General features: G+C 42.8%; 9 protein-coding genes, 1 tRNA gene and 2 pseudogenes. 7 read left to right on the top strand and 5 right to left on the bottom strand.

What is annotated here, in order from left to right:
* Nucleotides 1-3 precede the first annotated feature (3 nt).
* The 3 genes from ABIA61_RS13065 to ABIA61_RS13055 all read right to left on the bottom strand — a co-directional run bounded on the left by ABIA61_RS13065 (nucleotide 4) and on the right by ABIA61_RS13055 (nucleotide 5,112).
* A complete protein-coding gene (locus tag ABIA61_RS13065) occupies nucleotides 4-2,895 on the bottom strand; it encodes a 2-oxoglutarate dehydrogenase E1 component (RefSeq protein ID WP_404580824.1) in 2,892 nt (963 codons plus the stop codon).
* A gap of 305 nt (nucleotides 2,896-3,200) precedes the next feature.
* Nucleotides 3,201-4,916: an ABC transporter ATP-binding protein gene (locus ABIA61_RS13060; protein WP_342417129.1), complete on the bottom strand. Its 1,716-nt coding sequence runs from the start codon at nucleotides 4,914-4,916 to the stop codon at nucleotides 3,201-3,203.
* A 122-nt stretch (nucleotides 4,917-5,038) separates the two neighbouring features.
* Nucleotides 5,039-5,112: transfer RNA gene (locus ABIA61_RS13055), tRNA-Pro, on the bottom strand.
* 387 nt (nucleotides 5,113-5,499) lie between these two features.
* Between ABIA61_RS13055 and ABIA61_RS13050 the strand changes: the two are divergent.
* The 5 genes and pseudogenes from ABIA61_RS13050 to ABIA61_RS13030 form a co-directional block, all read left to right on the top strand.
* Nucleotides 5,500-6,033: pseudogene (locus ABIA61_RS13050) on the top strand (PRD domain-containing protein); the annotation flags it as partial.
* A gap of 111 nt (nucleotides 6,034-6,144) precedes the next feature.
* Nucleotides 6,145-8,050 (top strand): annotated as a pseudogene (locus ABIA61_RS13045) (beta-glucoside-specific PTS transporter subunit IIABC).
* Between the two features lie 24 nt (nucleotides 8,051-8,074).
* The gene (locus ABIA61_RS13040) at nucleotides 8,075-9,538 is read left to right on the top strand and encodes a glycoside hydrolase family 1 protein (RefSeq protein WP_404580016.1); all 1,464 of its coding nucleotides are present in this window, start codon (nucleotides 8,075-8,077) and stop codon (nucleotides 9,536-9,538) included.
* A 326-nt stretch (nucleotides 9,539-9,864) separates the two neighbouring features.
* Nucleotides 9,865-11,136 (top strand): MFS transporter, encoded by a 1,272-nt coding sequence (locus ABIA61_RS13035; RefSeq protein WP_404580823.1) that lies wholly within the window; start codon nucleotides 9,865-9,867, stop codon nucleotides 11,134-11,136.
* Between the two features lie 157 nt (nucleotides 11,137-11,293).
* Entirely contained in the window at nucleotides 11,294-11,599 is a 306-nt protein-coding gene (locus tag ABIA61_RS13030; protein ID WP_283655198.1) for a hypothetical protein, read from the top strand.
* 47 nt (nucleotides 11,600-11,646) lie between these two features.
* Here ABIA61_RS13030 and ABIA61_RS13025 read toward each other — a convergent pair whose 3' ends face one another.
* Entirely contained in the window at nucleotides 11,647-12,051 is a 405-nt protein-coding gene (locus tag ABIA61_RS13025) for a hypothetical protein (protein ID WP_283655197.1), read from the bottom strand.
* Nucleotides 12,052-12,335: 284 nt separating this feature from the next.
* Between ABIA61_RS13025 and ABIA61_RS13020 the strand changes: the two genes are divergently transcribed.
* Together ABIA61_RS13020 and ABIA61_RS13015 are read left to right on the top strand one after the other, a co-directional pair.
* Nucleotides 12,336-12,548, top strand: coding sequence for a helix-turn-helix domain-containing protein (locus ABIA61_RS13020; RefSeq protein WP_283655196.1), 213 nt, complete (start codon nucleotides 12,336-12,338; stop codon nucleotides 12,546-12,548).
* A gap of 210 nt (nucleotides 12,549-12,758) precedes the next feature.
* Complete coding sequence (locus tag ABIA61_RS13015; protein ID WP_010349271.1) at nucleotides 12,759-12,980, top strand: helix-turn-helix domain-containing protein; 222 nt, start codon at nucleotides 12,759-12,761, stop codon at nucleotides 12,978-12,980.
* An 856-nt stretch (nucleotides 12,981-13,836) separates the two neighbouring features.
* Here ABIA61_RS13015 and ABIA61_RS13010 read toward each other — a convergent pair.
* Complete coding sequence (locus ABIA61_RS13010; RefSeq protein WP_283655195.1) at nucleotides 13,837-14,559, bottom strand: hypothetical protein; 723 nt, start codon at nucleotides 14,557-14,559, stop codon at nucleotides 13,837-13,839.
* Nucleotides 14,560-14,567: the final 8 nt, after the last annotated feature.

Genomic DNA, 14,567 nt, shown 5'->3' with positions numbered 1-14,567 from the left:
CCGCTACCTCCCCAGTGTAATATTGTTTTTGGAATCCTGCTTCAACGCTGATTGAATAATTCGCTGCTGCTCTAGGCTGTGTACTTGCTGATAACCGCTCGCTGGGCTGGAACGATCCGGTCTGCCTGCATAGCGGATTTCCGCTCCTTGCGGCACAACATTCCGCAAACGAGGCTCAATGTAACTCCAGGCACCCATGTTTTTCGGTTCTTCCTGTGCCCATACGAATTCCTTAACATGCTGGAAACGGCTGAAAATATTCCGAATTTCCTCTTCTGGGAAAGGATACAACTGCTCGACACGAATAATGTGCAGACGGTCCTCCGCTTCAGCCTTGTCCTTCTCCAACGCTTCTTCCAGATCAATGGCAATCTTGCCACTGCATAGTACAATCCGTTCTACACGATCCGGGCGCGCACCCAATCCGGGCTGCTCCAGCACGGGACGGAATGTTCCTTCGCTGAATTCGGAAGCAGGCGAAGCCACACGGTTATTACGAATGAGACTCTTCGGCGACATCATCACAAGCGGACGAGCTTCCTCACTCTCGCTTAATGCAGCCTGACGGCGCAGCAGATGGAAATACTGCGAGGCACTGCTCAAGTTAGCTACAGTCCAGTTATTTTGTGCAGACAGTTGGAGGAATCGTTCCAGACGTGCACTTGTATGCTCCGGTCCTTGCCCTTCACTACCATGCGGCAACAGCATTACCAGACTGGATTTCTGTCTCCATTTGGCACGGCCAGCGGAAATGAACTGATCGAAAATAACCTGCGCACAGTTGGCAAAATCACCGAATTGCGCTTCCCAAATCACTAACGTTTCAGGAGAGTACACGTTATAGCCATACTCAAAGCCAAGGACAGACGCCTCAGACAACGGGCTATTATGAATACTGAACGAAGCACGTGCTTCCGGCAATGTGTGCAAAGGACAATGCGTATTGCCCGTTTCAGGCTCGTGCAACACGAGGTTACGGTGAGCAAACGTTGCCCGCTCCGCATCTTGACCCGTCATACGGATCGGTTTGCCATCTGCCAGAATCGTAGCCAGAGCGAGCGTTTCCGCCAAGCTCCAATCCACCTTTTCACCTTCGTTCAGAGCCGTTTTTCTACGCTGTAAAATACGATCCAGCTTCGGATATACCTGGAAGGCTTTTGGCCATTTCAGCAGGTTTTCATTGATCTGACGCAGCTTTTTCAACTCTACAGCCGTACGAACCACAGAATCCTGACCCCGTTTTGCCTTGGAAGGAGCAATTGCAGGCTCCTCTTCCGGGTTATTCTTCACATGCTCATGCGCTTCCTTGAGTCGATTTTGTACCTTTTCGATAAGTCCAGCATTAAACGCTTCATCCACGATTCCTTGCTTAATCAGTTTTTGAGCGTACAATTTGCTAACCGTTGGATGGTTTTTCACCTTGCTGTATACCAGCGGTTGCGTTGTTTCCGGATCATCGGATTCATTATGACCGTAACGGCGGTAGCCAATCAGATCAATCAGGAAATCCTTCTTGAAACGGTTGCGATATTCGCCAGCCATTCGAGCTGCTGCAATGCACGCCTCGGGATTGTCCGCGTTCACGTGTACGATCGGAATTTCGTAGCCTTTGGCCAGATCGCTTGCATAGCGGGTCGAACGTGAATCCACGCTTTCTGTTGTAAAGCCCAGACGATTGTTAACAATAATATGAACCGAGCCGCCATTACGGAAGCCGCGTAAATTCGTGAAATTAAGTGATTCCGCCACGATGCCTTCACCTGGAAAAGCCGCATCGCCATGCATGATAATGGTTGCCGCCTTGCTGACATCCAGCTTCGGATAGCCTGCCTCACTGCGATCTTCCTGTGCTGCGCGGGAAAAGCCCTGCACGACCGGGTTCACGTATTCCAGATGACTCGGGTTATTCGCCAATGTCAGACGGGCCTGTACCGCTTCCCCATCCTTTACAAAACGATTGGCACCCAGATGATATTTTACATCTCCGGTCCAGCCATAATTAATCCCTGTCGAGCCTTCCGACGGAATCAGATCCTTATTCGGAGAATGATGAAATTCAGAGAAAATTTTGCTGTAAGGCTTGCCCAGTACGTGGGCCAGTACATTCAGACGACCACGATGCGCCATCCCCATCAACACGTGGCTTGCACCTGCATTCGTCGTAAGACGGATAATCTCGTCGAGTACTGGTACGAGGACATCATTACCTTCGATGGAAAAACGTTTCTGTCCGACAAACGTTTTATGCAAAAACTCTTCGAACTGCTCCACCTCTACCAGTCTGCCTAGCAACGCCTTGCGTTCCTGTGTGGTGAGTGGTTTGGAGGACCAGCCGGATTCAGCGTAGCTGTTCAGCCAGCGGCGTTCCTCCTCGTTATGAATGTGACTAAATTCATAGGCAATCGGGCCTGTGTATGCCACACGCAAGCGTTGGATGGCTTCCCAGCCGTTAAGTGTTCCAGCGGGAGCGTTATCCCATATTAAAGAGGCCGGAAAAGCCTTTAGGTCCTGTTCAGTTAAACCGTAGGATGCCGGATCAAGCAAGCGTGTATCCTGCTCGGCATCCAGTCCCAGTGGGTCTATTTGTGCAGCCAAATGTCCGTATTCACGGATGTTCCACACCATTTTCCCAGCTGTAACCGCTTTCTGTAATGTGTTCGAGTCAAGATGTCCCTGAGCATTTGCCGGGGGGCCTTGCAATTTGTAGTCTATCATGGAAGCAGCCGAGTATTCGGATTGCGGCGGCTCACCCCATTGATCAAACAGCTCGCGGTAAGCCGGATCAACTGTTCCGGGGTCCGCTACATACTTTTCATACTGGTCCTGCACATAACCTAAATTAGGTCCATAATAACTCTGCCAAGGTACCTGTCTGCTGCTCTCTTCCATTGTCATCTCGTTCCCTCCGTCAAATTTTGAAATTCATAGCTGGACGGAAATCATTTTCATTTCAGTTTTCGCAAAATTCTCAATTTAAGTTGTTCACAATATGCTCACATTATATGAAATCCTTCATCAAAAGTCGAATTTCACAATTCCTATCCTTCTTCCATTGTATAAACTTTTCCGTCGATGAGCATTTCCTTTTTCTCAACATACCAATGCATAAATTAGATCAATCAGGTTATTTCGTATGAAAACAAGCGCCAGAGACTGGTTTGTCCCCCAGCCTTGGCGCTTTTATCGTACAAATCATAGTATCAGGAACCGAATTGGGCAGTGTGCAGACGACTGTACACTCCACCCGCCGCAACCAGCTCCTCATGTCTTCCCTGCTCGGTAATGCCTTTTTCCGTCACTACGATAATACGGTTGGCATTTTTGATCGTCGCCAGTCGGTGAGCAATGACCAGTGTCGTCCGTCCGGCAGACAGTTCTGCCAGCGATTGCTGAATCGCAGCCTCTGTCTCCGTATCCAGCGCTGAAGTCGCTTCATCCAAAATGAGAATCGGCGGATTTTTCAAAAACATCCGTGCAATCGCCAGTCGCTGCTTTTGACCTCCAGACAGCTTCACACCCCTTTCACCGATCACCGTATCCATTCCTTCTGGCTGAGAACGGATAAAATCATGTAGCTGCGCACGCAGCGCAGCCTCCCATATTTCATCTTCCTTGGCATCCAGCTTGCCATACACTATATTTTCACGAATAGTGCCAGAGAACAGGAACACATCCTGCTGTACAATTCCAATCTGTCGGCGTAGTGAAATTAGCGTCATACTGCGGATATCCATACCATCAATGGTAATCGCACCACCCTCCACATCGTAAAAACGGGGAAGCAAGCTGCAAATCGTCGTTTTCCCCGCCCCTGATGGACCTACAAAAGCAACCGTTTCTCCAGCCTGGATGTTGAGATCAATTCCTTTGAGTACCTTGTCCTTGCCTTCATATCCAAAGGAAATATCGCTATAGCGAATATCTCCTCTCAAATGCTCCACTGCACGTGCATCCGGTGCATCTGCCACATCCGGGTTGGTATCCAGCAGATCTGTATAGCGCTTGAAGCCTGCAATGCCTTTCGGATAGCTTTCGATAATTGCATTGATTTTATCTATCGGACGGAAAAATACATTAGACAGCAAAATAAATCCGATAAACTGTCCATACGACAATTCTCCACGAATGACATAATATGCTCCAAAAATCAGCACAAACAGCGTAACCATGCGGGTCAGCATATAGCTCATCGACAGTCCGTTGGACATGATTTTATAAGCCATCAGCTTTGCACCCCGAAAACGGTTGTTGTCCTTGTCAAAGCGCACCTTTTCAAATTGCTCGTTACCAAAGGCTTGCACTACACGGATACCGCCAATCGTATTTTCCACGCGGGCATTAAAATCTCCCATGCTCGTATACATCGTGTCGAAGGCCTTGGTCATCTTTTTGTTAAAATAAATGGACAACCAGATCAGCACCGGAATCACTGCAAAAATCAGCAGCGCGAGCTTCCAGTGAATCGAGCTCATCAGCACAAATGCCCCAATCAGCGTCATAATCGCAATGAACAAGTCCTCCGGCCCGTGATGGGCCATTTCGCCAATCTCCATCAAATCATTCGTAATCCGTGACATCAGACTGCCTGTCTTGTTGTTATCAAAAAATCGGAAGGACATTTTTTGCATATGCTCAAACAGCTTCCGCCGCATCGCCGTTTCAATATTAACGCCCAGCATATGGCCCCAATAGTTAATGATGTACTGCATCACCGTGTTTACCGCATAGATCGCCAGCAAGCCCGCGCAGGCCCACAGAATCAGCTCTAAGTTATTTTGCGGCAATAAGTCGTCCACTACATAATTCACGGCGAGTGGAAATCCTAGCTCCAGCAACGCAGCAAAGACCGCGCACGAAAAATCCAAAAGAAATAAAGACCGATACGGTCGATAATATTCCAAAAAACGACGTAGCATGCTTTTCCCCATTTCTGTAAATACTCATTAATGAACAGGCTTCCAACCGCTGGAAAGATCCAATAAACAAAAAAATATCCGGCAGGCGCAAAATCTGCGTCAGCAGGACATTTTGGATAGAATCGGAGTAGCGGGATTCGAACCCACGACCTCGCCCACCCCAAGGGCGCGCGCTACCTGACTGCGCCATACCCCGATATAACCATTGTATGTAAACCGATGTTGTTATTTTCCATTATAAGATGACCATAAAATCCTGTAAAGAGACTTAGAGTAATCTATTCAAGTTGTCATATGCCTTCCATATTTATTTTCTAAAAATCTCGCAGTTGATCAAATAGCTCAAACAACGGATCTCTGTCAACGAAAGGGGGGTTCATTTCTAATCACAAAAAAGTTGACAACGTTTTCAGATCATGATAACTTATCCGTGAGATTTGTTACCGGTAATGCGGGCAAAACCACAACGGAAATGATGATGTTTATTTCTGTTGTGGTTTTGCCTTTTTTTTATTCCTCAAAATGGGGGATTCGATGTGATAATTAAACAAATTTTTAACAATAATATCGTCAGTACGGTGATATTCATTTTGCCATACAGCGTATGGAGCATGACATGATTGTACGCAATCCACTGTCATGGGAGATTCAGCATTTTTATAAGGCTGAGTATGACGCTACCAAAGAATCGTTGACGCTTTTGCGCGAACGTTTGGGTATTGAATTCCCTAAGGAAGAGATTTGCAATATTGCCCTTCATTTCGTGAATGCTGAAATTAATGATTCGATGAATGATGTCACTCATATGATGCAGTTGCTTCAGGAGATCATGAACATTATTAAATATCATTTTAATGTGGAATTTGATGAGGACAGCGTGAATTACTTCCGTTTTATTACACACCTCAAATATTTCTGCCAGCGCGTTATTACGCATTCGAGCCATGATGATGCAGAAGAATATTTGTATGAAGTCGTGAAGAAAAATTATGCAGACACTTTTAAATGCATTGGTAAAATCGAAAGATTTATTCAAAAGAATTACGAGTATACCATGACGCATTCTGAGCAGTTGTACCTGACACTGCATTTGGAGCGTCTCATCAAAAGAAAATAAATATTTTAAGGCTTGTCACTGTTAAATCAGGCAAAACCTGAATGAAAAGGCTCACGATACGTGGGTCTGCTCATTCGGGTATTTTTTTGCCTAAAAATGGGGAAATTCAAGATGGGTCAGCAGGAAACTGCCAAAAAAATTGTGGATTACGTTGGCGGAAAAGACAATATTAACTCTGTATACCATTGTGTTACACGCTTGCGCTTCGATCTCAAGGATAACGACAAGGTAAATCTGGATGAATTAAAGAAGCTGGATAAGGTTATGGGCACAAATATATCTGGTGATCAATTTCAGGTCATTATCGGCAATGAAGTAGCCACAGTATTCAATGCCATGGCGCAGCTATATCCTTTTTTAAAGAGTGACTCCAGCGAAAAAAAACTTCTGAAAAAAAGAAACAAAATGTTATCTCCAGATTATTTGAGTTCATTGCAGGTGTATTTGCTCCTATTTTGCCTGCCATTGCGGGTGCAGGTTTGCTCAAAGGTTTGATTGCTTTGCTCGTATCCGTGGGCTGGCTTACAGCGGGCACGGATACGTATCGAATTATCTCAGCGATCGGAGACGGAGTCTTTTATTTTCTGCCGCTGCTTATTACTGTGAGTGCTGCCCGAAAATTCGGTTGTAACCCTTATGTCGCCGTTGCCGTCAGTGCAGCACTCATGTACCCGGACATGGGAACGTTATTATCGAGTGGTCAAGCTGTTTCTTTTATCGGTATTCCGGTTACTGCCGTTACCTATGCGTCCTCCGTTATCCCTATACTTCTGGCCATTTGGCTGATGTCTTATATCGAAAAAGGCGTAGACCGTATCATTCCTTCTTCTTTTAAGCTATTGCTTGTCCTATTGATTACGATGCTCATTGTCGTTCCGGTTACATTGATCGCTATTGGACCGCTGAGTACTCTGATCGGTAATGGATTGTCAGGAGGTATTAATTGGCTGATTTCCGAAGGCGGCTTGTTCGCAGGTATTATTTTGGGTGGAGCTATGGCGTTGATCGTTATGACAGGCATGCACTATGCACTCGTCCCAGTCATAATCGGCAATTTGGTAAAACTGGGTTTCGACAAGTTTCTGCCGCTAACGTACATCTCCAATATGGGTCAGGAGCAACCATGGGGGTATTCTTCCGTGCCAAAGATAAGAAGCTGAAATCTGTAGCATTTTCTACAAGCCTAACAGCACTTATGGGTGTCACCGAGCCTGCTATGTATGGGGTTAATATGAGATATAAACGGCCTTTTGTAGCAGGTATGATCGGTAGTGCCGCAGGTGGCGGCTTCTCCCTTGCCTTTGGTGCGAATGCCTATGTACTGGCGGGCAACGGTGGGATTCCGGGGCTGCCTGCCCTGATTGGACCGACGTTCTGGTATGCATTTGGCGGTATGGTCATCGCATTCGTTGTAGCCACAATCGCAGCTATACTGATGGGGATTAACGAAGAACAGAACGACGAAGCTGTGCAAACCACGAGCGAAACGGCCGTCTCTCCAGCAAACCGTGACAGCTCAACGGATTCCTCTAATGAGGTACAGGAAGATGTAAATATTCCCGCTTCGAATGAGACAATTTATGCTCCCATGACAGGTCGGTCGATTCTACTAAAGGAAGTGAATGATCCGACATTTGGTGACGAATTGATGGGTAAAGGCGTGGCCTTTGTTCCTGCCATTGGCGAATTATCCTCACCTGTAAGCGGCACCGTGCTGAATGTGTTCAAAACGAAGCACGCCATGGTTATTCGCAGCAACGACGGTGCAGAGCTGCTCATCCATGTGGGAATCAATACTGTTAAGCTTCGCGGGCAGTTTTTTGAGGCTCATGTTCAGGCTGGTGATGTAGTTCAAGCAGGCGATAAGCTGCTCACGTTTGATCTGGAGCATATCGCAAAAGAATATGATATCACAACAGCCATGGTTGTCACCAATACAAGCGATTATCAATCTGTTTTTCCAATCAAGCTGGGGGATATCATCATGAAGGAACCCGTACTGAAGGTAGAAATCTAAAAAACGATAAAGGAGCACACACTTATGAGTAAAGCACAAGTATTTCCCGAGAACTTTCTATGGGGAGGCGCTATCGCCGCCAATCAAGCTGAGGGCGCATTTGACGCAGACGGCAAAGGCTTGTCTACCGCAGATATGGTTCCTTATTATAAGAAAAAAGATTATGCCAATCTTAGTGCCCTCATGCACGTATCCAGTGAAACGATTGCAGAGGCCATGGAAACAAAAACAGCCGAGGGTTATCCGAAGCGTTATGGAATTGATTTTTATCATCATTTTAGAGAAGATATTGCGTTATTTGCTGAGATGGGCTTCAAAACATTCCGTCTTTCCATTAACTGGAGCCGCATTTTCCCTAATGGAGACGATCAGGAGCCAAATGAGGCTGGCCTACAATTTTATGACAATGTTTTTGAAGAGCTACGTAAATACGATATTGAACCTCTGGTTACTCTATCGCATTATGAAATGCCGATGACGCTGGTATTGAATTATGGCGGATGGAAAAACAGAAAGGTCATTTCGTTCTTTGTGAAGTATGCCGAGACCGTTATGAACCGATATCAGGATAAAGTAAAATACTGGCTGACGTTCAATGAAATCAATACAACCCTTATTGAACCGTTCACAGGCGGCGGAATTGTCGGGGACAAGGAAGAAAACCTGTTGCAAGCGTCCTATCAAGCATTACATCATCAGTTTGTTGCCAGCAGCCTGGTAACCAAAAGAGCACGTGAAATCAATCCGGCCTTCCAAATCGGCTGTATGTTGGCCAGAATGATCCATTATCCTGCTACAAGCAGCCCGGAAGATGTACAGCAAGCTCAGATCGACAACCAGATGAACCTGCTTCACACCGATGTCCAGGTACGCGGTAGCTACCCGCCAATCATCAAGCGTTATTTTGAGGATCATCAAATTCATATCGTAAAAGAAGCAGAAGACGATCAGATTTTGAAAGAAAATACTGTCGATTTTATTTCCTTCAGCTATTATACATCCCTCGTCTCCACTACAAAGCCGGAGAAGTATGGAGTTACTGGAGGTAACCTGTACAGTACCGTCAAAAATCCAAATCTGAAGGTGACGGAATGGGGCTGGCAGTTGGACCCGATTGGCTTGAGAACGGTTTTGAAAGAATTGTATGATCGCTATCAATTGCCTTTGTTTGTGGTAGAAAACGGGCTGGGAGCCAAGGATACTGTCGAAGAAGACGGCTCCATTATAGATGATTACCGGATTGACTATTTTAGACAGCATATTGAACAACTAAAAGAAGCTATTCTGGATGGCGTTGAAGTGATTGGCTATACCAGTTGGGGAGCAATTGATATCATCAGTGCATCCACTTCAGAAATGTCCAAACGCTACGGATTTATTTATGTGGATCAGGACGACGAAGGCCACGGAACCCTTAACCGCAAAAAAAAGAAAAGTTTCGACTGGTATAAAAAAGTGATTGCTACGAATGGCGAGGATTTGGGTTAATTTAGATTAGAGACTGCCCCCCATTTGTGAGTCAGGAATCAAACACCTGGCAAGTTAACCAGCCAGTCGTCGGATATCAACCGACGGCTGGTTATTTAGTTTATGTTGCACCTCATACTACGCCAAATGAGTTTAAAAACAACTCCCCAGTCCACCCTACTATGTTTATCGTTAATAGCAGAATTTAAAAGACAGATGGTCCGATACGATGCAAACTCAAATTTTAATATGACATTAAAGTCACTTTTCTGTACAAAATTCCTACTTTTCACTATTATTTTAATTAGGCATCTAAAAACCGCTTTGAAAGCGAAAGGGATGGAACTGTGACTGGATTAAAACAAGTACTCAGAAACAAGAATTATGTCAGGCTTTTTCTGGCAACGTTCGCCTCACAAATGGGAGGAATTATTGGGGTTACTGCATTCATGTTTTATTTGTTGAAACGGTTTACGAATCAGCCATACTATGCAACGCTTGCCGAGTTAATGTATTCGCTCCCGATGCTGGCAGTATTTCTCGTAGTTGGAGTACTTGCAGATCGGATGGACCGACAAAAAATTGCTGTTAATTGTGATTGGATCAGCGCTTTTTTATCCTTATGTTTGCTTATTTTTGTTTGGGTTGATTCGATTCCTTTGATATTTGCCTGCCTCTTCATCCGTAGTGCTGCTTCCAAATTTTTTTTCCCAGCCGAAAGTGCCATTATACAGGGAATCTTAAACAAAGATGATTACACCATTGCCGCAGGCCTCAATCAAATGATGGGGAGTCTTTTCATGTTGTTTGGAGGAACTCTGGGGGCCGTCGTTTACTGGCATTTTGGAATTACTGGAGCCATCCTAATTGATGCTGTTTCTTTTATTGTGTCTGCACTGCTTATCCGTTCCTGCAAAATTCAAAAGGAAGTACGCCTTCCAAACGGGGCACATCAATTTAAGCAATTAAAATTTAAACTGGTCATGCATGACTTTAAACAAGGGTTTCTTTACATATTACGCAACAGACTATTGATTTGGTTGGTTTCAGGCTTTTTTATGTTCGGTATTTTAAATGGTGGATTTAGCGTTTTACCGATGTTTATTCTTAAATATAAGCTAGCTCCAGGCAACTATGAGCAGTATATGGTATGGGCAGGTATTATTTTTGGGTCAGGTGTGTTGCTTGGCACCTTAATCGCTTCTCTTATCTCCACCAAGCTAAAGTTACACCAAATGATTGCAGCGGGAGTTCTGGTAGCCGGAATTGGTATATGCACACTTGGATTTGTTAATCACCTCTATGTATTTTTGATTATCAACTTCGCCATTGCACTGGTACTTCCGTTCATCAATATTGGCATAGGAGGATGGCTGCCTTGTATTGTAGATCCTCAAATGATGGGACGTGTGCAAGGTTTAATTAATCCGTTAATGATGCTGTCCCAGTCTCTTACATTAGGTTTCATTGCTGTAAGCTTTCCTTCATTTATTTCAATTGAAGTCTTATTTTTATTAGTCGGGATCTGTACCGTTATTGTAGGAATATATTACACTATTGTGCTCCCCCGTTATGCTGATTACGGCACTTCTTCTAACGTCCTTCAGGAATCTTTATAGGCAGATTAAAAGAGTCCTAAGTTGAATTGCCACTTCTGTCTCCATATCCAGTGCAGAGGTGGCTTCACCATAGCTCCCCTCAAATGCTCCACAAGCACGTACATTATGGTAGATACAAAAGTTAAGAGGTCAAAAACGGAGATCATAGGAGTTAACCATGCAAAGCAAAAAAGTGTTAATACCCGCAGCATTACTTCTTTTAATACAGTTAAGCGTTCCTGTCAGCTGTACCTTTGCACAGAATAACCTTGTCATAGATCATGAAACTAAAGAGAGACTCAAAGAACAATATGGCTTGGAAGAACCTCAGTCACCTATATTAGAGCAGCAGCAAAACATTTTATTCGGAGGTGATTGGGGCTTTAGTCCTTCTGCCGATGCCGCGATGCTGGAATTGACCATATGGATTCGGAATCCGCTCATTTTCATCAGTCAACAACTGGTACATTCACTGAAATCATAAGCTGTTTTCTATTCGGTAAGTTCCATGATATAGAGCATAAGGGTCATTTATTTTGTAGTAAGTTGTCTGCCACTTGGGGTCACTTCATCCTTCTTATTGAAAAGGTTTAATTCAATGGGTCCCCTACCATGTAGCCACAGCAGTTCATCGAATAAAAATGTCAGTCCATCCTTGGCGCATAAGCGTTCGATGATCTCCGTGACAACTTGCATAACTTCCCCTTGTACACCCGCTGCCAGTTGCAGACCTCCGCTCTCTCCATCCAGGTAAAGATGCGTATGATATGATTGCTCCACCTTCTTCACATGGCGCAAACACAGTATGCCATTTTCGAGGTAAAAGAAGTATTGATGGTCATAAAGAACCCCTTCGCATATCTCATACATATGAGGGAAATCATACGGCCCCTGCACCATTGAGACCCGCTCCAATCCCATTACTGATTCTGTCATACATCCTCGCTCCATTCCTTTGTTCAAAGTTTCTTATTTGCCAATATACTTTCTTCTACAGGTAGTTTTTCAAACTAGGTGGTTGAACGATAATTAATTGCTAATTGTAAAACGTTTTGGTACGATAAGCATATTACTACGACGTTCACAAATAACATTTCAATAAACCTAATGCACATTACAGTGTTATTTTTGTTGTTTTCAGAATACATCCAATAGTGTTTATTGTCAATACTTTGATGTTTCTTTTTAACACTATAGAATGCATTTAGCTGGAGGAAAATATGATAAAGATTCATCTTTCCCGTATTATGGGCGAAAAACGAATAAATATTGCCGAGCTTTCCCGCATGACTGGATTACATAGAAACGGAATCACCAAACTTTACAACGAAGAAACAGACGGTGTGAAATTTGATACGCTAGATAAAATTTGTAAGGCTCTACACTGCCATGTTCAAGATGTTATCGAGTATGTAGAGGATGATACAGACTAGATCCCTTCCGTTTATTTCCCCCTCCTCACGCATTTATTTGTTTAGGATTATCAAAATAGTAACTGTTGCTAATTTTAAAGCATTTTGATACTATGAAGGGATCAACTTAGTTTACTTATAATCTTGTTAACTAGATTACTTATTTACAAATATACACTTCTATTCTATACATGTCAACTAGTTTACTTGATTACTTTTGGAGGAATTGTTGTGATTAGATTTTCTCTTGATAAAATTATGAAGGACCGTGGACTCGAACAGAAAGATATTGTTTCTATTACGGGAATTAATAGGAATACAGTTAAAGCTTTGGCCTCCAACGCAAACGCCCGAATTGACTTTCCAACCTTGAACACACTTTGTAGAACCCTTGGCGTACTCCCTGGTGAACTGATCGAATACTTGCCAGAAGACGACGAAGAGAGCCGTTAACATGCTTAACGGCTCTCTGTTCTTTATATAATATTCAAATTTTTAACGATCTTCCCACTCAAATTAGGTTCGAAGATCATAATCCCTTCCTATCAGCGATTTCAAATAAACTCTTCCCACGTATGATAAATATCAAATAATGCATTAGGGTTACGTTGCCCTTTTAAAATTGCGTACATTTTATTCGATACAATCCTGATCACATCCATATCTTTTTTCCTGAATCCAACAATAACAGGGCGATTAACGCTAATATAAGACTTTGGTTTAAAAACAATGCCCCAATCCAACCCACTATGATTACTTTTTACAACCTCTCCTAGATAAATGGAAATATCCAGTGTAAAAGCTTGAGATTTTGTGTCGAGTTTATTCTCATATATAGCTCTTCAACCATTCTTCGGTTTCTGAATGCTCCTCTTCTAATTCCGAAGCACTTTTACTTTGAATCTGTACACTCCCTAGATACCATTCTCAAATATCTATGAGCGAACGATCACTATAAATCCAGATGTATCTGTGAAAATGCGCCAAGGTGCTCTAAACGCGAAGGTATTTGTTGTTTAAACCAATTAAAATGTTCTTTCGCTTCATTTTTGTTCATTTCTGAGTATTCTTTCATGTCGAAAGGTGATTGCATAAATCCATAGTTCATTTATATATTTTTCTCATTTAAACCTTTTTTATCCTATATAAATTTATATAATCGATACAGTTTCCCAACTCCTCTTAAACCCTTAGAAAAGAAAAACCACACAGAATTTATCCATGTGGTTGGAGTGCAAACTCACTATTAAAGAATCATCTTGGACCGAATAAAAAATCGGAACATGTATTTGCTCTCAATTTAATTTGATTATTTCCTATTACCTTGAAGATTCTTTACAGTTCCAGCAATGGCCTGATAGTGATTAATAATTGAATTATTTTGAGGATTAGAAGCAAAACTGTTAGAGATTTGATATGGCTCTCTATTAAAATTACTAATTCCACCTATATTTTTAATAGAAGGACCATAATTTTGATCGTAGTACCACTCACCATCTAACGTATGGATAAAAAATTCTCCTAAGAAATAGCTTGATAATAGAACGTTTTCCTCCGTCGGTTCTGAACTTAGCAAAGCTTCGATGGTTTTTAATGAATTTTCATCTTTAAAGTTTAGATTATTTACCTCGACAAATTTCTGTAGCTTCTCAAACCATCCTTTATCTAAAAAGTTAGCAGGAGGAAGCGTATCTTTAGGTACATTCTCTTCAAACCATTTTAAAGCAAACTGATCAATAATCTTTTCTAGGGTGATAAATATATCTCGTAATGACTCTTCATCCTCATAGTAATGAAATTTCTCCATCTTTGATCCATCAATGAAAAAAAAACTATTAACTGATTCGGATTCAGTCATAAAAGTAATGCGTATTGCATTCTCCGTCCAATAACTTTTATCGATTTGGATTGTTTCCTTAAATCCATTGACTACTCTTGTAAAAAACCAAGTATTGTTTAAATGCTCATAAACAAAATTTAAAGTAGCCAATTTCTTACCTATAGTTTGTTTAATAATCATGGATATTTTCATGCAACATT

The sequence above is a fragment of the Paenibacillus sp. RC21 genome, from assembly GCF_044907935.1.
Lineage (GTDB): Bacteria > Bacillota > Bacilli > Paenibacillales > Paenibacillaceae > Paenibacillus > Paenibacillus terrae_A.
This window is presented reverse-complemented; position numbering and strand designations above follow the sequence as displayed.